General features: G+C 66.1%; 20 protein-coding genes. 10 read left to right on the forward strand and 10 right to left on the reverse strand.

The genetic code is table 11. The features are described from left to right. Window positions 1-27: 27 nt before the first annotated feature. From LRH25_RS26185 to LRH25_RS26210, 6 genes are all read right to left on the reverse strand, one after another. Window positions 28-1263 carry an MSMEG_0565 family glycosyltransferase gene (locus LRH25_RS26185; protein ID WP_231012831.1) on the reverse strand — a complete coding sequence of 412 codons (1236 nt, stop codon included), beginning with the start codon at window positions 1261-1263 and terminating at the stop codon, window positions 28-30. Continuing rightward, window positions 1260-2267 (reverse strand): sll0787 family AIR synthase-like protein, encoded by a 1008-nt coding sequence (locus LRH25_RS26190; RefSeq protein WP_231012832.1) that lies wholly within the window; start codon window positions 2265-2267, stop codon window positions 1260-1262. The genes LRH25_RS26185 and LRH25_RS26190 overlap by 4 nt, the downstream gene beginning before the upstream one ends. Beyond that, entirely contained in the window at window positions 2260-2856 is a 597-nt protein-coding gene (locus LRH25_RS26195) for an MSMEG_0567/Sll0786 family nitrogen starvation N-acetyltransferase (protein WP_141290018.1), read from the reverse strand. The genes LRH25_RS26190 and LRH25_RS26195 overlap by 8 nt, the downstream gene beginning before the upstream one ends. A gap of 10 nt (window positions 2857-2866) precedes the next feature. Further along, complete coding sequence (locus LRH25_RS26200; RefSeq protein WP_141290019.1) at window positions 2867-3958, reverse strand: MSMEG_0568 family radical SAM protein; 1092 nt, start codon at window positions 3956-3958, stop codon at window positions 2867-2869. A 31-nt stretch (window positions 3959-3989) separates the two neighbouring features. Beyond that, complete coding sequence (locus LRH25_RS26205) at window positions 3990-4982, reverse strand: Nit6803 family nitrilase (RefSeq protein ID WP_141290017.1); 993 nt, start codon at window positions 4980-4982, stop codon at window positions 3990-3992. 115 nt (window positions 4983-5097) lie between these two features. Next, window positions 5098-5580: an MSMEG_0572/Sll0783 family nitrogen starvation response protein gene (locus LRH25_RS26210; protein WP_141290016.1), complete on the reverse strand. Its 483-nt coding sequence runs from the start codon at window positions 5578-5580 to the stop codon at window positions 5098-5100. A 311-nt stretch (window positions 5581-5891) separates the two neighbouring features. On the opposite strand from LRH25_RS26210, the gene LRH25_RS26215 reads away from it, so the two are divergent. From LRH25_RS26215 to LRH25_RS26225, 3 genes are all read left to right on the forward strand, one after another. Next, complete coding sequence (locus tag LRH25_RS26215; RefSeq protein WP_231012833.1) at window positions 5892-7271, forward strand: aminotransferase-like domain-containing protein; 1380 nt, start codon at window positions 5892-5894, stop codon at window positions 7269-7271. 52 nt (window positions 7272-7323) lie between these two features. After that, a complete protein-coding gene (locus LRH25_RS26220; RefSeq protein WP_211361540.1) occupies window positions 7324-8421 on the forward strand; it encodes a proline iminopeptidase-family hydrolase in 1098 nt (365 codons plus the stop codon). A 114-nt stretch (window positions 8422-8535) separates the two neighbouring features. Further along, window positions 8536-10587: a beta-galactosidase gene (locus LRH25_RS26225; RefSeq protein ID WP_211361541.1), complete on the forward strand. Its 2052-nt coding sequence runs from the start codon at window positions 8536-8538 to the stop codon at window positions 10585-10587. Window positions 10588-11076: 489 nt separating this feature from the next. Here LRH25_RS26225 and LRH25_RS26230 read toward each other — a convergent pair whose 3' ends face one another. Genes LRH25_RS26230 through LRH25_RS26240 form a run of 3 tightly spaced genes read right to left on the reverse strand, consistent with a single transcriptional unit; the run spans window position 11077 to window position 13779 of the window. Then, window positions 11077-12462: an FUSC family protein gene (locus LRH25_RS26230; RefSeq protein ID WP_231012834.1), complete on the reverse strand. Its 1386-nt coding sequence runs from the start codon at window positions 12460-12462 to the stop codon at window positions 11077-11079. A 25-nt stretch (window positions 12463-12487) separates the two neighbouring features. After that, window positions 12488-13135: an RES family NAD+ phosphorylase gene (locus LRH25_RS26235; RefSeq protein WP_141288423.1), complete on the reverse strand. Its 648-nt coding sequence runs from the start codon at window positions 13133-13135 to the stop codon at window positions 12488-12490. Further along, window positions 13135-13779: a hypothetical protein gene (locus LRH25_RS26240; protein ID WP_141288424.1), complete on the reverse strand. Its 645-nt coding sequence runs from the start codon at window positions 13777-13779 to the stop codon at window positions 13135-13137. Before LRH25_RS26240 ends, LRH25_RS26235 begins: the two co-directional genes overlap by 1 nt. Window positions 13780-14168: 389 nt before the next feature. Here LRH25_RS26240 and LRH25_RS26245 point away from each other — a divergent pair, with 389 nt between their 5' ends. The 5 genes from LRH25_RS26245 to LRH25_RS26265 all read left to right on the forward strand — a co-directional run bounded on the left by LRH25_RS26245 (window position 14169) and on the right by LRH25_RS26265 (window position 18812). Then, complete coding sequence (locus tag LRH25_RS26245; protein WP_141288425.1) at window positions 14169-14627, forward strand: hypothetical protein; 459 nt, start codon at window positions 14169-14171, stop codon at window positions 14625-14627. A gap of 122 nt (window positions 14628-14749) precedes the next feature. Continuing rightward, on the forward strand, window positions 14750-15379 hold the full coding sequence (locus LRH25_RS26250) for a hypothetical protein (protein ID WP_141288426.1): 630 nt from the start codon (window positions 14750-14752) through the stop codon (window positions 15377-15379). A 157-nt stretch (window positions 15380-15536) separates the two neighbouring features. Continuing rightward, window positions 15537-15701, forward strand: coding sequence for a hypothetical protein (locus LRH25_RS26255; RefSeq protein ID WP_170200923.1), 165 nt, complete (start codon window positions 15537-15539; stop codon window positions 15699-15701). A gap of 713 nt (window positions 15702-16414) precedes the next feature. Next, the gene (locus LRH25_RS26260; protein WP_141288427.1) at window positions 16415-18016 is read left to right on the forward strand and encodes a DUF2326 domain-containing protein; all 1602 of its coding nucleotides are present in this window, start codon (window positions 16415-16417) and stop codon (window positions 18014-18016) included. Between the two features lie 292 nt (window positions 18017-18308). Further along, window positions 18309-18812: a DUF4124 domain-containing protein gene (locus tag LRH25_RS26265; protein WP_231012835.1), complete on the forward strand. Its 504-nt coding sequence runs from the start codon at window positions 18309-18311 to the stop codon at window positions 18810-18812. 148 nt (window positions 18813-18960) lie between these two features. Here LRH25_RS26265 and LRH25_RS26270 read toward each other — a convergent pair whose 3' ends face one another. Beyond that, the gene (locus LRH25_RS26270) at window positions 18961-19848 is read right to left on the reverse strand and encodes an AraC family transcriptional regulator (RefSeq protein WP_141291084.1); all 888 of its coding nucleotides are present in this window, start codon (window positions 19846-19848) and stop codon (window positions 18961-18963) included. A gap of 321 nt (window positions 19849-20169) precedes the next feature. Between LRH25_RS26270 and LRH25_RS26275 the strand changes: the two genes are divergently transcribed. Next, on the forward strand, window positions 20170-20643 hold the full coding sequence (locus tag LRH25_RS26275) for a (2Fe-2S)-binding protein (RefSeq protein ID WP_141291083.1): 474 nt from the start codon (window positions 20170-20172) through the stop codon (window positions 20641-20643). Between the two features lie 13 nt (window positions 20644-20656). Continuing rightward, window positions 20657-22897 carry a xanthine dehydrogenase family protein molybdopterin-binding subunit gene (locus tag LRH25_RS26280; protein WP_231012836.1) on the forward strand — a complete coding sequence of 747 codons (2241 nt, stop codon included), beginning with the start codon at window positions 20657-20659 and terminating at the stop codon, window positions 22895-22897.

The raw sequence follows: 22897 nt of genomic DNA on the forward strand, positions 1-22897 counted from the left end.
GGCATCGTGGCTCCGGTCGGTTCAAGTTCAGGATGGGATGTCGCAGGACTGCGCGTCGCGCTCGGCCTGGTCGGCGCGGCTCACGCCCGTGCGCAACACGCGCCGCTGCAGCACGCGCTGGTACCAGCCTTGGTGCAGCGCCGCGCTGCGGGCCCAGCTGTGCGCCAGGCACACAGGCGGCGGCTGGTGCAATCGCTGCGCCAGTGCGGCCTGCTGCAGGCCGCGCGCGATGGAGCCGACGTCTTCCGGCTCGCACCAGGCCACCGCAGGCGCGCCAGCCAGGTGCTCGGTGAACGGGGCGCGGCGCGAAACCAGCACGGGCGTGCCGCAAGCCAGCGCCTCCAGCGCCACCAGCCCGAAGCCCTCGACCAGCGAAGGCATGGCCAGCAGGCGGGCGCGGCGCATCAGCGCGGGCAGCGCGGCATCTGCCACCGCGCCCAGGCGCTGCACCGGCTCGCCCGGTCCTTCGCCCAGGCCCAGCGCTGCCAAGGCCGCCTGCCAGCCACGCAAGGCGCTGCTGTGGTCCAGCAGGCTGGCGCCGCCAGCAATGACCAGGCGCGCATCGGCCCAGGCTGGATCGTTGGCGCGCAAAGCCCCGAAGGCCTGCAGCAGGCGCACGCTGTTCTTGCGCTGCTCCACGCCGCCAACGGCCAGGCAGATCGGCGTGTCGTCGAGCAGACCCAGCGCCGCGAGCTGCGCAGCGTCACGCGCGACGGGGCCGGGCCGGAAGCGGTCCAGGTTCACGCCGTTGAACATGCGGGCCGCGCGCAGGCCGTGCTCACGCAGCAGGCACTCGCACCAGGTGTCGCTGACGCAGGCCACCGCGTCGGCCGCCTGCCAGGCGCGGCGCTGCCAGTCCGCCAGCTGCGGCTGGGCGAAGCTGTCGAGGTGATGCACCGTGCGCACCCAGGCCGGCAGGTCAGCGCAGCGGCGGCGCAGCGTGGCCAGCGCGTTGCCGCTGAGGCTGTCCTGCGCATGCAGCAGGTCGAAGCGGCCGCGAAGCAGCGCTGGCAGGCCGCGCTCCAGGCCGGCAATGCGCTGGCCGACCTGCTGCACCAGGTCGCCGGTGACCTCGGGCAGCGGCAGCAATGCGACCTCGCAGCTCGTTCTGCGGAACAGCCGCTGCCCCGGCTCGGCCGGCGCCAGCACCGTCACCGCATGGCCGCGCGCATGCAGCGCCTCGGCCAGTTCCAAGGTGTGCACCACGCCGCCGCGCGGCAGCACGGAATGCGTGAGCAAGGCGATGCGCAAGGAATTGGTCATGCCACGCTCCCACTGCCGATGAACGGCGATTCGGCCAGGTCCCACAGCGTGGCTTCTGCGTCACCCAGGCTGAGCTGCAGCTGGGTGCCCGCCGTGACCTCGCCCACATCGGCACAGGCAATGCCATGCGCCGCAAACCGCGCCATGACTTCGACGGCATGTGCAGGCCGCACGCTGAGCACAAAGCCAAAGCTGGGGAATGCGCCCAGCCAGCGCAGCCGGGCGGCCTCTGCAGCGTCGCCCTCCACACGCCACGCGGGTGTACCGGGCGGCAGCGGCAAGCGGTCAAGCGCGATGCGCGCGCCCACGCCCGAACTCTCCAGCAGCATCAGCGTGGTGCCCAACACGCCGGCCATGCTGATGTCCTTGCCGGCGTCGCACAACCCGGCTTCGGCCAGCGCTGGCAACAGCGCCAGGTCTGCCCGCAGCCTGGCCGCAGGCGCCGAGGTGGACGCATTCCAGAACGGATGCGCGCCCTGCCACTCACCGCGCAGGTCCACCGCCATCAGCAGCCGGTCGCCCGGCTGGGCCGCGAAGCTGCTGATCAGCCGCTGCGCGCGACCCAGCACCGCCACCGCGAGTTGCGCGCTGGCGCTGTGCAGGTTGGTGTGGCCGCCAACCAGCGGCACGCCGTAGCGCTCGCAGGCGGCGCGCATGCCGGCCAGCACTTCGGCCGCGTCGGCCTCGTTGGCGCTCCACAGCGCGTCCACCACAGCCAGCGGCCGGCCACCCATCGCCGCAATGTCGCTGAGGTTGACCATCACTGCGCTGTAGCCGGCGAACCAGGGCATGGCCTCGACGAAGTCGGCCATCAAGCCTTCGATGGCGAACAGCAGGTGGCCGTCGCCCGCCGCATCGGGCAGCACCGCGCAATCGTCGCCATTCGGCACGGCGGTGTGGCCGGTGGTGGACTGCAGCCGGCCCAGGACCGCGGCGATGTCGCGCTTGTGAGCGAAGCCGCGGCTGGTGCGCAAGGCTTCAATGAGGCGATGTAGCTCAGTCATGACGGCACCCCTGCGCCAGCACGTAACCAGCGTACGGCGTCTCGCACGGCGGATAAAACGCCAGGTCCGCGCGCATCAGCGCATGCGGCCTGCCGTGCAGGATTTGCTCGTCCAGCACCCGCCAGTTCAGGCGCTGGAACAGCGGCACGTTCTGCGCCTGCACCTGGGCCAGGAACTCGCGGCAGCCCAGCGCATGCGCGCTGGACACGGCCAGGCGGATCAGCGTGCTGCCCAGGCGCCCATGCTGGCGCCAGCCGCGCTGCACCGCCAGCCGCGAGCCCCACCACAGCCCGGGCGCGGCTTCGTGGATGCGCACGGTGCCCAGCAACTCGTCCGGCTGGCCGCCCCAGCAGGACAGCGCGACCAGCAGCCGCGTGCTGGGATTGTCGCGGTCGATGGCGTCGATGTCGTCACCGTCGAACAGGCCTTGCTCGTCGCAGAACACCTGGCGGCGCAAAGCCAGCGCCTGGGCTTGCATCCACGGGTTGCTGGCCCACTGAACCCGAAACTCCTGCGGTTCAAAAGTCGTGGGCAGTTCACACCAGGGTGCGAGCGGCGGACGGGCGGCCAGGTGCGTCGCGAGGTTCATCGTCGTCTCCTCAGCTGGCGAGCAGCGCCTGGGGCGCTTCGTAGCGGGACAAGGTGGAGCAGGCCGCGCAACGGCCGCAGCCGGCTTTGATGTCGCCCGCCCGCATGTCGGCCACGTCCACCAGCGCACCCAGCGGCGCCAGCACCTCGCGCATGAACTCTGCAGACGGCGCAGGCTGGTCCTCCAGCGGCGTGCCGCTGATGGGCACGAAGGGCACGACAAAGGGGTAGACGCCCAGGGCCAGCAGGCGCTCGCTGGTGGCCAGCAAGGTGTCTGCGCTGTCGCCCAGGCCGGCGAGCAGATAGGTGCTGACCTGGCCGCGCCCAAAGACTTCGACGGCGGCCTCGAAGGCATCCCAGTAGCGGCTCATCGGCACCTCGGCCTTGCCAGGCAACAGGCGCTGGCGCAGGTCTTCGCCAATGACTTCCAGGTGCATGCCCAAGGTGTCCACGCCGCTGTCCTTCAGGCGCTGGAACCAGGCATCCGTGTCCGGCGGTTCGCACTGGGCCTGCAGCGGCAGGTCGACCGCGGCGCGGATGGCGGCGGCGCTTTCGCAGAGGATGGCAGCGCCCCGGTCCGGCGTGGGCGGCGTGCCGGTCGTCATCACCATGTGCTTCACGCCGTCCAGCTCGACGGCGGCCTTGGCCACTTCGGCCAGTTGCGCCGGCGTCTTGCGGGCGATGGTGCGGCCTGCCGCGAGCGACTGGCCGATCGCGCAGAACTTGCAAGCCTTGCGCCGACTCTCGTAGCGGATGCAGGTCTGCAGCACCGTGGTGGCCAGCACGTCGCTGCCGTGCAGCGTGGCAATGTGCGAATACGGCACGCCCTCGGCGGTCTGCCGGCTGTAGAACTTCGGTTGGCGCGGGAACTGGATCTGCGCGATGGGGATGGCGCCGCGGCGCAAGGTGCTGAGGCCGTCCGCGCCTGGCGCGTCGGCCACGAAGGGCGAGCTGAACGCGGTGGCGGTGTGCACCGGCACCATCAGCGTCACGCCGTCCACCGTCACGGCTTTGTGGTCCGACGGGCCGGCACCGCCACGGCGGCTGGCCGCGCCGGCGCTCGGGTCCACCAGGCGCAGACCTTGGGACTGCAGCTCGGTCATCAGGTCGCGGGCGTCTGGGCGGTTGGCGAGTTCAGGCATCGAAAGCTCCCGTCAGCGGTTCGGTGAAGGTGGGGGCGCTGCCTGCCGGCAAGGCCAGCGTGGTGGCCGCCGGTTCGCGGCGGATGGCCAGGCTCAGCAGCTCGGGCCGCGCGTAGTGGCCGACCGAATCCATCATGCGTTTGCGCTTGGCGATCAGCGCCATGTCCAGGTCGGCAATCACCAGGCCTTCGCCTTCGGTCAGCGGCTCGGCCAGGTACTTGCCTTCGGGCGAGACGATGGCCGTGTGGCAGCCGCCGCGCAAAGCGCCCTGCAGCTTCTCGTCCGGCGTGATGCTGCGGATCTGCTCGGGGTGCAACCAGCCGGTGGCGTTGACGACGAAGCAGCCGGCTTCCAGCGCGTGGTGGCGGATGGTCACGCCCATCTGGTCCGCGAAGATGGGGCCAACCAGCGAGCCGGGGAACTGCGCGCAGTGGATCTCCTCGTGCTCGGCCATCAGCGCGTAGCGCGCCAGCGGGTTGTAGTGCTCCCAGCAGGCCAGCGCGCCAACCCGGCCCACGCGCGTGTCCACCGCCGTCAGCCCGGCGCCGTCACCCTGGCCCCAGACCATGCGCTCGTGGTAGGTGGGCGTGATCTTGCGGCGCTTGAGCAGCAGGCGGCCGTCGGCGTCGAAGATCAGCTGGGTGTTGTAGAGGCTACCGTGGTCGCGCTCGTTCAGGCCCAGCACCACGACCATGCCCAGCTCGCGCGCAGCGGCGGCCACCGCATCCGTGGTCGGGCCGGGCACGGTCGGCGCACGGTCCATCAGCAGCAAATGCGGCGGGCCCTGCAGCACCGGGGGCAGCACGAAGGAGAAGTACGGGTAGTAGGGCAGGAAGGTCTCGGGGAAGACGATCAGCGCCACGCCCCGGCGCGCGGCGTCGCGCATGGTTTCGAGCACGCGGGCCAGCGTGCCGTCGGCGCTGTCCAGGTCGGGCGCGATCTGCGCCGCTGCAGCCCTCACCGTCCTCTTGGAAACGTGGTTCATGCGAATCCCCCAACACCACGGCAACCCAACCCAGCGGAGCCCGAGGAGCCGGCTCCGCCGGTCCTCTGGGCTCGCCCCCTCGAGGGGGCGCGCGAAGCGCGTAGGGGGTGGGCCATTACAAGGTCCAGGTGTCGAGGATGAAGGCGCCGGCTTTCCTGTGGAGGAGCACGATGTCAAGCACGTCCAGCGGGTTGATCGGCCGCACGCCTTCGATCAGCGCACCTTCGCCGTGGCCGTAGAGCGCCTGCAACGCAAAACGGCAGGCGTAGACCTTGCCGCCTTCGGCGATGAACTTGGTGATCTGGTTGTTGAAGTTCTGGTGGCCGGGGAAGGCCTCGTCGCCCAGCTTCGGAAAGCCGCGCTTGACGCCCAGCGTCACGCCCGGGCCGTAGAGCAGCACCGAGGTCTCGAAACCCTTGCGCTGCAGGCGCGTGGCCTGCAGCAGGTTGACCAGGCCGATGGAGCCTTCGAAGGCCACCGTGTGGAAGGTCACCAGGGCCTTCTCACCCGGCTCGGCCTTCACGTCCTCGAAGACCTTCTCTTCGTAGTCGACCAGGAAATCGCCCTTGTGGGCAACGGGGTGCGTGACTTTCGGCATGACAGTGTTCCTCGGGTGGTGGAAGGTGCCGGCACAGCGCCGGTCACGCCTTTCCTCTTGCGACGGATGTGCCACCGCGCTGCGCAGGTGGCCGATCAAGATGCGATCAACGGGGCGTCGATGCGCGGCCCGCCTCGCGTCAGCGCCGGCCCAGGTGGCCCGGCCTGCACCAAAGCGCATCGCCCGCCATGCAATCAAGGCACCCGATCAATGGCGCGCATGCACCGGGATGCGACGGGCTTTTCGTCGCACGGCGCATGCAATCAGGCCATGCAGCAGGCAAACTCCGGGCAGCCAAACCACGCCACTCGATGCCATTCACGCACTGGGTCCACCGCCTCAAGGGCAGCGCACTGCCGGCCTATCAGCTCATCCCCGAGCTGATCGCCGAGGACTTGCAGCAGGGCCGGCTCGCGCCGCGCGAACGCCTGCCGCCGCTGCGCGACCTGGCGGGCGTGCTGCAGCTGAACTACACCACCGTCGTGCGCGGCTTCGCGGCAGCGCGCGAGCGCGGGCTGATCGCCTCCCGTCCCGGCCTGGGCTCCTACGTGCGCGGCTCCTTCATCGGCCTGCCACTGCGGGCCGGCACCGGCGCCGAGATGACGATGAACCTGCCGCCGGAAATCGAGGACCACCCCGCGATGCAGGCGCTGCAGGAGCGTGCCGCAGCGCTGGTGACTGCCACGCCACTGCACGACCTGATGCGCTACCAGGACTTCGGCGGCACCGCGCGCGACCGCGAGCTGGCCGCGCAGTGGCTGGCGCCGATGGTGCCGGACGCGAGGGCCGATCGCGTGCTGGTCGCCCCGGGCATCCACAGCGTGCTGCTGGCGCTGGTCTCGCTGCTGGTCAAGCCGGGGCAGAGCCTGTGTGTGGAGGCCATGGTCTACCCCGGGCTGAAGGCGATTGCCGCGCAGCTGAACATTCAGCTGCACCCGCTGGCGATGGACGCCAACGGCCTGCTGCCGGACGAGTTCGAGGCGGCTTGCAAGAGCACCCACGTGGCCGCGCTCTACCTCTGCCCCAACCTGCACAACCCGACCACCGCCACGCTGCCCATCGCCCGCCGCGAGCGCCTGGCCGACATTGCGCTGCGCTACAGCATTCCCATCATCGAGGACGACGCCTACGGCATGTTGCCGGCCGCCGCGCCGCCCGCGCTGGCCGACTACGCACCGGGCCTGACTTACTACGTCAGCGGCATGTCCAAGTGGCTGGGCGCCGGCGTGCGCACCGCCTACGTGCTGGCGCCCAGCATCACCGCCACCCAGCGCCTGGCTGGTGCGTTGCGTGCGACCACTGTGATGGCCTCGCCGTTCATCGCCGCCATCGTCTCCGGCTGGCTGGCGCAAGGTTTGGGTGCGGACGTGCTGGCCGCTGTACGCGCCGAATGCGCCTGGCGCAGCGCGTTGATCCGCGAGCGCCTGGGCCCGCTGGGCGTGCGCACCCACCCGCACGGCTTCCATGCCTGGCTGCCGCTGCCGGTGCCCGACGACGGCCGCGCGCTGGCGCACGACCTGGCGGTGGACCTGCAGGCGCTGGGCGTGGCCGCGGTGGCAGGCAGTGCGTTTTCCACCGACCGCCAGCCGCCCGAGGGGCTGAGGCTGTGCCTGGGCGGTGGCTTGACGAGGGACGACTGCGGCCGCGCATTGCAGGCAGTGGCCGAGGCAGTCAACGCAAGCACGGCGTGAGGCCCGTGCTGGGCTAGCATGCGACGCACCTTGACCCCCATGTCGTTCCGTCATGCCACAACGCCTGCCCACCGCCACCAAACCCTCGCCCGAAATGCAAGCGCCTGATCCGGTCCGCCGCCTGTGTGTCGCCGCCCTGCCGGCCGCAGCGCTGGCCGGGCTGAGCTTGCCGATGGGTGCCAGCGCGGCCACGGCATCCAGCAAGCCCGCAGCACCGGCCGTGAAAACCGGCGGCGTGCAGATGGTGCCGATCCAGACGGCCAAGGGCACGTTCCGCGTCTGGACCAAGCGCGTGGGGCCCAGCACGGGCCATGCTCCGCGCATCCGCCTGCTGCTGCTGCACGGCGGCCCGGGCGCCACGCACGAATACTTCGAGGCCTTCGAGAGTTTCCTGCCGCAGGCCGGCATCGAGTTCATCTACTACGACCAGCTCGGCTCGGCCTACAGCGACCAGCCGGACGACCCTTCGCTGGTGGACCTGCCGCGCTATGTGGACGAGGTCGAACAGGTGCGGCGGGCGCTGGGCCTGGGGCCCAAGGACTTCTACCTGCTGGGCCACTCCTGGGGCGGCCTGCTGGCCGTCGAATACGCACTGCAGCACCAGCAGCACCTCAAGGGCCTGGTGATCTCCAACATGGTCGCCAGCATCCCCGAGTACAACCGCTACGCCCATGAGGTGCTGATGCCCGCGATGGACCAGGGTGCCCTCAAGCAGATCCTGGCGCTGGAGAAAGAAGGCCGCTTCGAGGACCCGCAGTACGAGGAATTGCTGATGAAGCACTTCTACGTGCAGCACGTGCTGCGCATGCCCGAAGACCAGTGGCCCGAGCCGGTGCTGCGCAGCTTCTCGCGCCTGAACCGCAAGATCTACGTGCCCATGCAAGGCCCCAGCGAAATGGGCGCCAGCGGCAAGCTCGAACGCTGGGACCGCATTGCCGACCTGCCCAGGATCCAGGTGCCCACGCTGGCCATTGGCGCCCAGCACGACACTATGGAGCCCGCACAGATGCAGCTCATCGCCAAGCGCGTGCGCCGCGGCCGCTACCTGCACTGCCCGAATGGCGCCCACATGGCGCTGTACGACGACCAGGCCACCTACATGACCGGGCTGATCCGCTTCCTGAAGGACGTGGACGCGGGACGTGCCTGAGCGGCCTGCGTCCAGCACTGCCAACTCCCCAACCCGGAACGCCCCATGCCACGACGTGCCGCCGCCAGTACCCGTTTGTCAAACATCGCTTGGCTGCTCGCAACGACTCTGGCATTGCCCCTCGCGCTGATCCCGCAAGCGCAGGCCCAGGCGACCCGCTACGCAGAAGCGCCGCCACTGCTGCTCGGCGCGGCCTGGTACCCCGAGCAATGGCCCGAAGCGCAATGGGAGCATGACCTCACGCTGATGGAGGCTGCGCACATCAAGCTGGTGCGCATCGGCGAGTTCGCCTGGAGCCGGATGGCGCCGCGCGAGGGCGAATACGACTTCGCCTGGCTGGACCACGCCATCGCCGCTGCGGCGCGCCACCACATGGTCGTGGTGCTGGGCACGCCGACCGCCGCGCCGCCTGCGTGGCTCACCCAGAAATACCCCGACACGCTGCGCATGACCGCGGACGGCGTGCGCGACGAGCACGGCAACCGCCAGCAGTTCTCGTTCGCCAGCCGGCGCTACCGCGGCTTCGCCCATGCCATCGCCGAACAAATGGCGCGGCGCTATGGACACAGCCCGAACGTGGTCGGCTGGCAGCTGGACAACGAATACGCCGAAGACTCGTTCGACCCCGAGGCCAAGCAGCAATTCCACGCCTGGCTGGCACGCAAATACGGCAGCATCGCCGCGCTCAACGAACGCTGGGCAACGGCCTACTGGAGCCAGACCTACAACGACTTCGCGCAGATCCCCGTGCGCGCGGCCGACGAGAACCCTGCCCTGCTGCTGGACTGGAAACGCTTCGTCAGCGAGACCTGGAAGGACTACTCGATCAACCAGGTCGATGCGATCCGCCCGCACGCCGACCCGCGCCAGTTCATCACCACCAACACCATGGGCTGGTTCGCCGGCTTCGATGCCTACACCGTGCACCAGGCGCTGGACATTGCCGCCTGGGACGACTACGTGGCCGGCGAGCGCTACGACTGGGTGGACAACGCGGCGCGCCACGACCTCACCCGAGGCTACAAGCAGCGCAACTTCTGGGTGATGGAAACCCAGCCCGGCTTCGTCAACTGGCGCGCCACCAACGTGGCGCTGCACAAGGGCGAGGTGCGCGCCATGGCCTGGCAGGCGGTCGGCCACGGTGCGGACGCGGTCGCCTACTGGCAGTGGCGCGCGGCACCCAACGGGCAGGAGGAGTACCACGGCACGCTGGTGGGTGCGGACGGCGAGCCCGTGCCGGTGTACAGCGAGATCCAGCAGGTCGGCGCCGAGTTCGCCCAGGCCGGCCAGGCCTTGGCCGGCACCACGCCGCAGGCCGACGTGGCACTGATCAACGACTTCGACAGCCGCTGGGCGCTCGGTTTCCAGAAGCACTCGGCCGAGTTCGATCCGGTGGCCGAAATGAAGGCCTTCTACCGGCCGCTGCGCGCGCAGGCACAGGTGGTCGACGTGGTCTCGGCACTGGCACCGCTGGCGCGCTACAAGCTCGTGGTCGCGCCCTCGCTCAACGTCCTCACCGATGCGCAGGCGGCCCTGCTGAAGGCCTATGTGGCGCAAGGCGGCCACCTGGTGCTCGGCCCGCGCAGCGCGATGAAGAACGCCGACAACGGCCTGCACCCGCAACGCCAGCCTGGCCCCCTGGCCGAGCTGCTCGGCGGCAAGGTGGCGCAGTTCTACGCGCTGGACAAGCCGGTACCGGTGGTCGGCGGCGAAGGTGCCGGCGACATGCCCGCCGGCAGCGCCAGCATCTGGGCCGAGCAACTGCAGGCCAACAACGCGCAAACCGAAGTGCGGCTGCGCTACGGCAAGTCCAACGGCTGGCTGGACGGCCAGCCCACGGTCCTGACCCGCCGTGTCGGCCAGGGCCGCATCACCTACGTGGGCGCCTGGCTGGACGAGGCCCTGCTGGACCGCCTCACGGCCGGATGGCTGCGCGAGGCTGCCGTCTCCGCGCCGATGCCCGGCGTGCCCGCCGAGGTTGAAGTCTGCGTGCGGGGCGACGCGACGCACCGCGTGGTCGTGCTGATCAACCACGGCCAGCAGTCGCAACAGGTGAAGCTACCGACGGCGATGAGCTCGTTGCTGGACCAACACAAGGACGGCGCCGCCACCAGCGAGGTGAACCTGGACGCCGAGGGCGTGGCGGTGCTGCAGGGCCAACGCTGAATCGGGCCCTTCGTCCATTGAGGAACCCTTATTCGAGACAGTTTTGAATCCGCTCTCAGTGAGACAGTTTTGAGTCCGTTCGCGCTGAGCCCATCGAAGTGCCTCTCACCCGTTCGCCCTGAGGGCCCCTTGCCCGTTCGTCCTGAGCTTGTCGAAGGACAGCTGGCTTCGACAAGCTCTGCCCGAACGGGGGGCTCAGCCCGAACGGGGGCTTGTGTCCCGAATTTTGAAGACATCAATTGGCGTGGCTGTACGACAACCAAACCACCGGCATGGCCGACACGCGTCCGCTTCCTGAAGGACGTGGACGCGGGCCGGGTCTGAAGCTCAGAAGCAGTGAATGAATCGGCCGGGCCCGAAGGGGTTGTCAAAACGAGCCCGATCTAGGCGCAAAGCACAGCTGTAGCTCGGGCTACAGCGAGCATTTGCAACGACGAGGGGGCGCGTTTTGGCGGCCCAGGCGGGTTCGGGTGATCCGTTCACAGCTTCTCAGGCCTGAGGCTTGACGGCCGCAGCAGCGTCCAGCGCTTGCAGCAGCGCAACCAGCGCCGGGCCGATCTCCGCCGGCTCGCGCATGGCCTTGCGGGCCGCAGCCAGGGCCTTGCGCACCTGGCCGGGCGCCTCGCCCTGGGCCAGCATCCGGCAAGCGGGAGCCTGGCAGGCGGCCAGTGTGTCGACCCAGTCGGCAGGCTGCAACGGGTGCCAGCGCCGTGTCAGCCGCCTCGTTGCACGGAAGGCCGGCGCCACCTTTTCCACGTTGGCGAGCTGGGCGAGGAAGGGCTGGGCTGAGCGCTCGGTTGCCGCCGGATCACCGGCCTCGGCCAGCGCGGCCAGGGCATCCGCGATGCGTCGCCTCAGCACATCGGTCGAACGCACCGGCAATACGAACCAGGCCGCCGCCACGCCAATCAACGCGCCGATGACGATCTCCGCCAGCCGCAGGCCCAGCACCTCCTGCGCTGGCAGCCCTTCGAAGCCTTGCAGCAGCGCCAGCGCCAGCGTCACGAACAACGCCCACCAGGCGTAGCCCAGCGGCCGCAGCCACAGGCCCAGGAAGACGGCCAGCAGGATCAGCGCCACCGTGCCGCGGTCATGCCCGCCCAGGCCACCGTTCGCGGCCAGCGCGATGACCGTGCCGGCTGCCGCGCCCAGCACGCGCAGCCCGCTCTTGTGGACCACGTCCAGCCGCCCCTGGTTGCCACTGCCGACGATGAACGCAGTCAACACGACCCAGGCCCAGTGCGGCCCGAAAAACAGATGCCCCACTGCGAAGCCCGCCGCCAGCGCCAGCCCCATCTGGATCGCCATCCTGCTGCTGGCAATGAGCCGCAGCCCGCCTGTCTGCGGTGCTGCAGGCAGCTTGGGCTCGGGCGGCACGCTGGGCAGGAAGCGCAGCCGCTGCGCCAGCGCATGCAGCAGGCCGACCCAGAACAGCGCCAGCAGCGCAACGACCACCGTGAGCAACCAGGCCGGCAGCGGGCCGCCTGGCGATGCCGGCAGGTGCGGCGTGATCAGCAGCACCACGAACGGCAGCGCGATCAGCCTTCCAGCCTTGCGCCCTGCATCGCCGAAGCGACGCAGCCAGATGGACGCCGAGATGACCAGCACGAAAGCGGTCGCCCCCCACCAGGGCCGTTCATGCAACAGCATAGCCACGCCAAACGCTGCCAGGCTGACCAGCGGCAAGGCAATGGCTGCTTCGATCCGGCCGCGCCGGTCGCGGTCCAGCTGGCTGCGCGAGAGAGACAGGCACAGCACCACGCCCAGCACCGCCGTGCCAGCCGCCGGCGCAAGGGCCAGCGCACAGCCCAAGGTGGCCAGGGCCGCCAGCATGGTGACGATGGCCTCCTTCAGCGAACGTGAGAGCAGGGTCATGGCGGTTTGCCGGTGTTTTGGCGTTTCACACCTCGTGCAGCTTGAGCGCCCGCACCAGCGCCAGCAACTCGGCGCGTCGCGGGCCCACCGCCAGCGGCTCTTCGGCCAGCACCTCGAAGGGCGGGTCGGGCAGGCGCTGCTTGAACAGCATCAGGCAGCGGCCCGCGTCGTGCCGGCGCGAGCCGTAGGCAATGGCCTGGGCTTGTGGGCATTGGGCGTAGGCGGCCTGGGCCCAGGCGCGCGTCTGGGGGTATTGCGCGGGCAGGCTGTCGACCAGCTGCGCGCGGCTGAGGCCCAGCGCCGGCAGGAACGGGGTGTGGAACTGCACGCAGGCGACGGAGGGCGGCAGCCGCAGCGTCACCAGGTGCAGGTGGCGCAGCGTGTCGACCTCGAACATGCCGGGCGGCTGCAGCACCACGTCGTGCAGCACCGATTCCATGTAGCAGGCTTGGCGGTCGCTGGCAGCGTAATAGGTGTGCACCGGCTCCCCCGGCGCGTGCTCAATCGGCGCGAAACGGGTGTCGCCCCAGCCTTGGGCGAAGCTGCGGGCGTGGGTTTGGGAAAAGCGCTGGGTGCTGTAGACGTGGTACCAGAGCGGCACCTCTTGCCGCGTGACCGGCAGCACGGTGAAAGCAGCCTCTGCAGGCGGCGCCGGCAATGGCAGGGCCGGCATCAAGCGTGGTAGGTGGCTTGGCGTTTTGCGGCCGCACCGAGCACAGCCTGCGCATGGTCCAGCGAATCCTTGGGCGCCTCGGCATTCAGCCAGCCATTCGGGAAGTGGAACCAACTGGCCAGCACCCACGGGTCCGCCGCCTCGCCCAGAGCCTTCAGCACCTCTTTGACGATGGGCAAGGGCTGGTAGAGCGCGTCGAACTGGTAGCGGGCGAAGTACTCCTTGCCGCCGTAGTTGACGCTGAAGATGCGCCCACGCCGCTTCCAGTCGCTGGCCGGGTGCGCCTTGTTGGCAGGCGGATCGAGCTGCAGCGCATTGATCTGCTCGGCCGTCAGCCAGTCACCCTGGCCAAACACCTCGTTGACCGTCTTCATGCGATGAACCCGGTCCTCCACCAGCTCCAGCTGCGGCTCCAGCAACCCGGTGGCCAACTCGGCCAGCCGGTCCGCACGGCTGAGCACCGTGATCTGCTGGCCGGTGTCCACCATCAAATGCAAGGCCTTCTCCAGCGCCGTGGTGAGCGAAGCCGCCATGGCCGGGTCCAGCTCCGCCGGCAAGACCAACGGCCAAGTCAACGCCGGCTGCCCGCCCAGGTGCGCACCCTTGTCGCCCGCCGCCTCAGGGGAAGTAGAACTGATCGCCATGTGCCGCACTCCTTGGGTTGCCAACATTGCCACCATCATAGTCTTCAGGAGCAAAATTGGCAAAACCCACTCACCCACCGCATGCCTTGAGAGGTAAGGCGACGGCGCTTGGCGCAAGACGGATGGCAACATGCACACTCCCTTGGCAATGCGACTGCGAGTCAGCAGAATCTGTAACAGACGCCGCTTTTGTCGCTAAATTTAATCCTGGATGGGCACCCAACCAATATGGAGGAAAAACCAGATGAATCAAGAATTTTCCCCACGCCAACCAAACCTGTTACACAGGCACTTTCAGCGCTGTCAGGCGCTGTGATGCCTGATACAACGCGTTAGGCAGCACCATGCGAGCGACTGCTCGAACTTGGATTTACAGCGTAGGCCCGCTGGTGATCGTGCTGGCCGCGCTCGCCTCGTACGCTTATCGATCTGCTGCGCACGACCGCGACGTAGAAGCAGAAGCAAAAGCAGAAGAATGGCAGTCCTATGAAAGAGCTCGTACTCTGGAAACCACGGGCAGCGTGCAGGGGGCGTATCGCTTATATGACGACTTGTGCCAAGACGGCAGTTTCGTTCACAACAATTTGCCGCGACGGGAGCAGCCTTGCATAAAGGCAACCGAACTCGCCGACGAAATTAGCGTCTCCTACGAGGCGACTATGGCGGCGCTTGAACGCTACCGCGCGATTCACGGGGTCTATCCTGACGATTTGAGTCCGGTGAAGGACGACATCCCGCTCAGTGCGACGCGCGCGTTTGCCGGCATGAAGTTGCACACAATCAGCGACGGGGGGATTGGCGTTGAAACGGGGATGTACAGCGCGGAAACTTTCAGGCTGGAGAAATGATGGTGCCTAACAGGTCGTTCGACATGGACACGCACCGGCAAGGCACCGCGAGTCGTGCGCGAGAGAATACGTCTCGCGGCGCCTTGCCGGTGTGTGCCGGTCAACTCCGACATTGACCTCACATGCCGCTACCCACCCGTCAGCGTATCCTCAAAGCAATGTGCCCCTCTGCATGGGACACTGCGAATCGCGTGCTGTACGATCTTTGTACAGCACATCCTGCGCATCTGCACAGTAGTGGAATACTTGCCAAAGTCTTATTCATCGGGCGCGTCTACGCTGCGGCAATTGAACGTCGCCGCAATAAGAATGATGACCACGACAATGATCGCTTCTACATTGACACTGTGGCTCCATCAATTCTTAAATCATGCATTGACGATTGGATTCATAAAGCCAGAGTCGCCACACCAGCAACTCCGGATGGGCTAAAAACCATGGTCCAAGTTCATGGTTTGGTTACTTCTTTATTTGGCGAAATTTCGGACCTTGAGAAGCGCTCACTTGCCTCAAAGTATCTTCACTTCCATGTGCCCCGCCTGTTCTACATCTATGACTCACGCTCCGTCAAGGCAATCCGGGAATTCTCTGATGTGTTGCCCCGAGCGAGTCGCTCGAAAGGCTGCGGCGACAACGAATACCGGAAGTTTGCAGAAAAGGCTACATCCCTTGTCAAGCACTGCGAAAGTGAATATGGCTTAGCTATGTCACCAAGGCAACTCGACAATCTGCTTCTCAAGATTAACGAATGAGGTCAACTGTCGGTTCAACGCGGACGCCAACACTGGCCATGCCTTCGGCATTCTTATGGTCAGTGTTGGCGCCCTGCGCGCTCCGCGCTCTGGCGCCGGTTAACATAGGCGTTAGCCCCCAGAATCCCGCCCTTCCGCCCTCCAACCAGAGACACCCATGCGCGAAATCCTTTCGATCCTTGCAGACATCGCCACCATAGTCACCGCTATCTGCGCAACCGGCATCTTGGTACGGATAAACATCCACTTGAGCAATAATGCAAGCAAGAACGCAAATCAGCGCGCCAGCGGAACAAGCAATAAGCAGAACATCAAGCAATGAGGCCGATAAAGCAGACAGCCATCGGAACGGGCAATACCCAGGTCACGAATGTTTTCAATCGTCCTTTCGACCCGGTAGACGTATGCGCCAGAAATATCTCACACATCCTGGAAAGGATCGCACACCTGGACTTTCTGAGTGTTTCGGCAAGTCGGCTCAGGCCACCAGATATTCTGACCAAAAACGCCATCAATTCCGTTGATGCCGCGAACTCAATCCAGATTGAACAAACATACGCGCTCTGGGATGAAATCACGGAATCCATAGGATCGGATGCAAGCGGCACAACCGCTGCAGACTACGCAAAGGCTTCGTACGTACTGAATCAGTTGTACTTAGCAAAATTCTAGAAGGACTTCCCAGGTTTCAAGATTCACGCGCTCGGCATCTACTGCGAGAACACAGGCGCCGAACTTGACGAGGCTCACGTTCTTGTTCACCTGATGAACTACATGTACCTAAGCTGTCAAATAGGGCTAGTCCCATGATTCGCATCGGCCAGTTCAGCACTCCTCAGAACAGTTCGCTCTTCCTTGCCAGTCGAATCGGACTGCATCTAAGAAATCAGAAATCAGAGCCCCTTTTGGCACTCCAGAAGAGGTTCTGCTCCGACGCCACACCGGGAATCCGAACCACATTCACCGAGAGCTTGCTACTTCTGTTCGCGCTTAACAAAATATCGTTTGACCTAGAAACTGATCGGGTGGTATTCAATGAAAATTCATGGAATCTCATCTGAAATACCGTTGTTTCGCACGGTTGAATTCAACAAGAACTTCTCTATCGTTCTTGGGGTAGCGAAAAGTCGAGGCGAAGGCAAGAGCCACAACCTCGGCAAAACAACGCTAATTGAACTAATTGATCACATCCTCTTCGGCTCGCGCGACTCAGAGCGCATAAAGGCGATAAAAGAGAATTTTCCAAATCCAGTCTTTACGGTCGAACTGCGCATGGGCAGCGAGACGCGAAAAATCGTTGCTGACTACACTAAAAAGAAGAAGGCCGCATTCTCCACAGAAGTCAAGCAGTCCTACGAGTACTTCATCCGATTCCAGGATGACTACAAGGATGAGTTCAGAAAGGTCTCCATCCGCGGCAAAGATCTGAGTTGGAAGCCCCTGCTCCTCAGACTAATGGGTTTCAACGAACGCCCCTTGGTAGAGAAGTATGAGATTGAATCGACAATTCAGGACTACGACAAATTCATTGAGATTGCCGCGAGTAGCGGCATGAAGAGAGAGGGGCGCGCTGAAGAGATTGCGCGCCTTGAAGCGCGCCGAACAGAGTTGATGAATGCCATCGCAAGTCTCAACTTTGGAAGCATCGAGGACTCAACCTCGGCTCAACTAGCATCCGAGGTGGACTCACGAATCCTCTACGCCAAGCGCGAGCTTTTCGTCCAACGCAAAGAACTCTCTGCCGTTACAGAGGCCCTTCGAAGCACCGCATTTGTACAGTTCACCCCAGAAAGAATAGAGCAGATATATGCAGATCTCAATATCTACTTCGGCGAGCAGGTTAAGCGAGATTTGTCGGACGTTCAGGAGTTCTTTGTTCAGGTCACCGAAAATCGTAGTACGGCTCTGAGCGCTATGAAGAAGCGCATACTAGAAAGTGTCTCGACTTTGGAACAAGAGCTGACGATTCTAAACGAGAAGCGTGCGCAATATCTTCAACTAATTGTGGCACCGGGTTCAATTGACCTTTATAGGCAGCTCTCTCCTCAGCTCGCGGAGACTGAGACGGAGCTCTCCCTCTTGAAGCAGGATGTCTATCGAGAGTCGATTCAAACAGCAACTGCAGAGCGCAATCTACTGAAGACACAGCAGTTGACTCTTGCAGCTCAGGTCGCTTCCGAGATCGATGAACATGACGCGACATTTCGAGAAATCAAGAGCCACTATCACCAGATAATGGCCGATGTAATGGACATTGATTCCGAACTTGTTATTGAGAAGAACTCGACAGGCAACCTCGACTTCAGAACCATTTCCTGGCGTGACCAAAGCCCCTCGCAGGAGCTCAAAGGCGAGATGGCCAAGAAGATCTCGTGCGCCGCATTCGATGTCGCGCTGCGCATTGTCAATAATGACGATTCCGGCTTCATTATTCATGACGGCGTCATTGATAACGCCGATAGGAATATAAAGAAGAAGTTCATCGAAGCGATGAAACGAAGATCGATTCAGTACAACTTTCAGTATATCATGACAGCTATCAGCGATGACTTGCCTGACTCTGTCGAGCATGAGGACATCGTCATAACCCTGAGTGACAAATCCGACAGAGAGCTTCTCCTTGGTCGGACTTTCTAGCATCCAAGCCTGGTCACGCTGGGGGCTAACCCGTCTACAGGGACTTCCCCGATGGACTCGAGGATCAGGGCTCCCATCCCCCCGCGCTTGGAGTGCACTGGCGCGCACTCCCTCAGGAAACACGCGCAAGCCGAGCAGGACCTGTCTCTTTCCGGCGTCTGGCCCGCATTACCGAGCACCGAAGCGAGGCGAAAGGGGAAATGGGAGCCCGGACCCGGATCGGGAGGCGACCGCCCCATCCCTTGCGCGATTACTTGTCTGCCGCCCCGGGCCGACCATCATCGCCCCCTCCATGCACCACCTTCGCGCCGCTTTAGCCGCCCTCACGTCCACGGCCCTGCTGCTGGCCGCAGCCGGCGCCGTGGCGGCGACGGTGTACCGCTGGGTGGATGAGAACGGGCAGGTTCACTATGGCGAAGTGGTGCCGGAGCAGTACCGCCGCACGGCCAAACCTGTGGAGATGTGGGCCAGCCCGCCTTCGGCCGAGCAGCAGCGCGAGGCGCAGGAGCGGGCCCAGAAGGAGAAGGCCAGGGCTGCCGCGCTGGCAGCCGAGCAGGATCGCCGGCAGCCGGCGGCGGGCGCTGCTCCGGCCGCGTCCCAGCCCGCGGGCAAGCGCCCCGCGCAGGTGCCGAACGACCAGACCGACTGCGACACCTGGCAGCGCTTGTATGCCGAAAGCATCGAGTGCTTTGGCCCGTATCGCACCGCGCGCGGCGCCACCAAGCCGGAGGGTTTCGAGGTGTGCAACGTGGTGCCGGAGCCGCCGCCCACGCGCTGCAGGCTCCGCATTCCATAGGGGGTGTTCAGCGTTGCTGTGGGCCACCCCTGCTCGCCGGGGGCCACCGACCAACACGCCATCACCACCAGGCAGGCGGCGCCGAGTCTGCCCAGTTTGCGCAAGCGACACCGAGTAGCCACCCAGCGCCTGGCTTGCCCGACGCTTCTCACGCCACCGGCTGCTCGCGCATGCGCTTGATGTCGCGCTGCGGTGGGGCGCCAAAAAGGCGGCTGTAGTCGCGGCTGAACTGCGAGGCGCTTTCGTAGCCTACGCGCACTGCCGTGCTGCTGGCGTCCAGATCGTGGTTCAGCATCAGTTGCCGCGCCTCTTGCAGGCGCAACTGTTTCTGGTACTGCACCGGGCTCATGCCGGTCAGGCCGCGAAAGTGCTGGCGGAAGGTCGAGGGGCTCATGTGCACGCGGGCAGCGAGCTGGTCGATCAACACGTCGCGGGTGAAGTTCTGCTTGAGCCAGGCCAGTGCGCGGGCGACCTGGTGGCTAGGCGAGCCTGCTGCCACCAGCTGCCGCAGCAAGGGGCCATGCGGGCCGCACAGCAAGCGCACCATGATTTCCTGCTGGACCAGCGGCGCAAGCGGTGCCAGCAGCGCGGGCTCGTGCAGCAGCCGCACCAGGCGGATCAAGGCCTCCAGCAGCGGCGCCTCCAGCGCACAACGCGAGATGGCCAGCGGCGAGTGCTCGCGCGCCACCGGCGGCAGGTCCAGCTCGGCGGCGACCTGCACCAGCGCGCGCGCGTCCAGCGCCAGCCAAAGGCCCAGATAGGGCTCGGCAGCGCCAGCCCGGGTGATGTGCGCCACCACGGGCAAGTCCACCGTGGTCAGCAGCGAATGGCCAGGCCCGTAGGCGATCACTTCCTCGCCCAACGCCACCTGCTTGGCACCCTGCGCCACCACGCCCAGCCCCAGCCCGTAGATGCAGGGCATGGGCTCGGAGTGGAGACTGCGTCGATACAGCGTCAGGCAGGGCAGTGCTGTCGTGCGCTCGCCATCATTTTGGGCAATCCGCCCGATCTCATGGGCCAGGGTATCGATGGACATCGATCGATCAGCACGGGGATGTGCCGGGGTAGAACAGAATGACCACGTCGCGAACATGCCCTGTGGCTGAGGCTGACGACGGGGACGGCCAGTACGCACTCTAATGCCGGCCAGGCGCGGCCTCCCATTCTTGACGACGATGTGTCGGATCAGGCAAGACAAGCGTCGAAAACGGCAATTGCCATCCCGGCCAAACAGGGACACTCTGTTGCGCCGACCCTGGGGCACCACCGCCTTCAGCATGAGGCGGCGGTGAAGCCGCGCCCCCTCACGCAGGTGCCCGCCCCAGCCCTCGCCCCTATACCTCTTGGAGAACCGCTCATGAACACGCTCAACGTCAACGGCCGGGAGCACACGGTCGACATCGACCCCAGCACCCCCATCCTCTGGACGCTGCGTGACACGCTGGGCATGACCGGCACCAAGTTCGGCTGCGGCGCGGCGCTGTGCGGCGCCTGCACGGTGCACCTGGACGGCAACGCCATCCGCTCCTGCATCACGCCCATCTCGGCCGCCGCCAGCGGCAAGATCACCACCATCGAGGCCATCACCGACGGCAGCGACAAGGTCGGCGCCGCCGTGCATGCGGCCTGGGTCAAGCATGACGTGGCCCAGTGCGGCTACTGCCAGAGCGGCCAGATCATGAGCGCCACGGCCTTCCTGAAGTCGCTGCCCAAGGGCAAGCAGCCCACGGCCGCTGAAATCGACGCGGCCATGGCCGGCAACATCTGCCGCTGTGGCACCTACGCGCGCATCCGTTCGGCCGTGGCCGATGCGGCCAAGCACATCGCCTGAAAGAGGATTCCCCATGCTGACCGAAGCTCATCGCCATGAACTGCCGCGTGCGCTGCAGGAAATCCTCAACCGCCAGCAAGCCGACGCGCCCGCCACGCTGCCGCGCCGCAGCTTCCTGAAGCTGGCCGGCGCAAGCGGCTTTGCGCTGGGCGCCTTTCCCACCCTGGGGCTGGCGCAGGCCGACGCCACTGCAGCCAAGCCGCTGGCGCCGACCCAGCAGCCTTCGGCCTTCGTCGAGATCGCCACCGACGGCACGGTCACCGTGATCATCAACCGGCTCGATTTCGGCCAGGGCGTGCAGACGGCGCTGCCGATGATCCTCGCCGAGGAACTTGATGCCGACTGGGCCAAGGTGAGCAGCCGCCACGGCAGCAACAACGGCGCCTATGTGGACCCGGTGATGGGCCTGCACCTGACCGGCGGCTCGAACTCGATCAAGAACAGCTTCACGCAATACCGCGAGCTCGGCGCCCGTGCGCGGGCCATGCTGGTGGCCGCGGCCGCCGCGCGCTGGCAGCTGGACCCGGCCAGCCTGCGCACGGCCGCCGGCGAAGTCATTGCGCCGGACGGGCGCAAGCTGGGCTACGGCGAGCTGGCCCAGGTGGCCATGGCGCAGCCTGTGCCCGAGAAGGTGGTGCTGAAAGACCCGAAGAATTTCCGCCTGATCGGCAAGGCCACCACCCGGCTGGACGCCAAGGCCAAGAGCAGCGGCCACCAGGACTACGGCATTGACATGCACCTGCCCGGCCAGCTCACGGCCGTGGTGCAGCGCCCGCCGGTGTTCGGCGCCAAGATCGCCTCGCTGGACGACAGCGCAGCGCGCGCCATCAAGGGCGTGAAGGCGGTGCTGCGGGTGCCGCTGGACCGAGGCGCCGAGGGCGTGGCCATCGTCGCCGACGGCTACTGGCCGGCCAAGCAGGGGCGCGATGCCCTGAAGGTGACCTGGAACACCGACGGCGTGGAGAAGGTCGACAGCACCAAGCTGCTGGCGCAGTACCGCGAGCTGGCAAACCAACCCGGCCCGCATTTCTACGAAGCAGACATGGCGCCGCTGGCCGGTGCCGCCAGGAAGATCGAGGCCGAGTTCTCGTTTCCGTACCTCGCCCATGCGCCCATGGAGCCGCTGAACTGCACCGTGCGCATCGGCGCAGACGGCGCCGAGCTGTGGGTGGGCAGCCAGATGCCGGGCCTGGACGGCATGAAGGCCGCCAGCGTGCTGGGTTTCAAGCCCGAGCAGGTGAAGGTCAACGTGCAGATGGCCGGCGGCGGCTTCGGCCGGCGGGCGATTGCCACCAGCGACTACGTCTACGAGGCCTGCGTGATCGCCAAGGCCGCGCGCGGCGCGGGGCTGGACGCACCGGTGCGCACGCTGTGGAGCCGCGAAGACGACATCCGCGGTGGCTACTACCGGCCGGCGCAACTGCACCGGGCGCGCATCGGCCTGGATGCGCAGGGCAAGGTGCTGGCCTGGGACCATGTGATCGTCGGCCAGTCCATCGTCACCGGCACGCCGTTTGAAGCCTTCATGGTGAAGAACGGCATCGACAGCACCGGCGTGGAAGGCATGCGCGAGCCCTACGACCTGCCGATGCGCCTCACCGCGCACCATCCCAAGGTCAACGTGCCCGTCCTCTGGTGGCGCAGCGTGGGCTCCACCCACACGGCCTTCGTGATGGAGACGCTGATCGACGAGATTGCCCGCGCCAACAAGCAGGACCCTGTCGCCTACCGCATGCAGCAGTTTGGCGACAAGCACCCGCGCTACCGGGCCGCCTTGCAGCTCGCGGTGGACAAGAGCGGCTACGGCAAGAAGAAGCTCGCCGCCGGCCGCGCCTGGGGCGTGGCGGTGCACGAGTCCTTCCAGACCGTGGTGGCCTATGTCGTCGAGGCTTCGGTCAAGGACGGTCAGCCGGTGCTGCACCGGGCCACGGCCGGCGTTCACTGCAACCTGGCGGTGAACCCGCGCACCGTCGAAACCCAGGTCCAGGGCGCCGCGCTGATGGGCCTGTCCATGTGCCTTCCCGGCGCGGCCATCACGCTGAAGGACGGCGTGGTCGAGCAAAGCAACTTCGGCGACTACGTCGTCCCGCGCATCACCCAGATGCCCGAGATCGCCGTGCACATCGTGCCCAGCGCAGAGCCGCCCACCGGCATGGGCGAACCCGGCCTGCCGCCGCTGGCCCCGGCCTTTGCCAATGCCGTGGCAAAGTTGACCAGCAAGCCGATTCGCGAACTGCCCTTCAAACTGGCCTGA

The organism is Ideonella azotifigens (assembly GCF_021043325.1).
GTDB lineage: Bacteria > Pseudomonadota > Gammaproteobacteria > Burkholderiales > Burkholderiaceae_C > Ideonella > Ideonella azotifigens.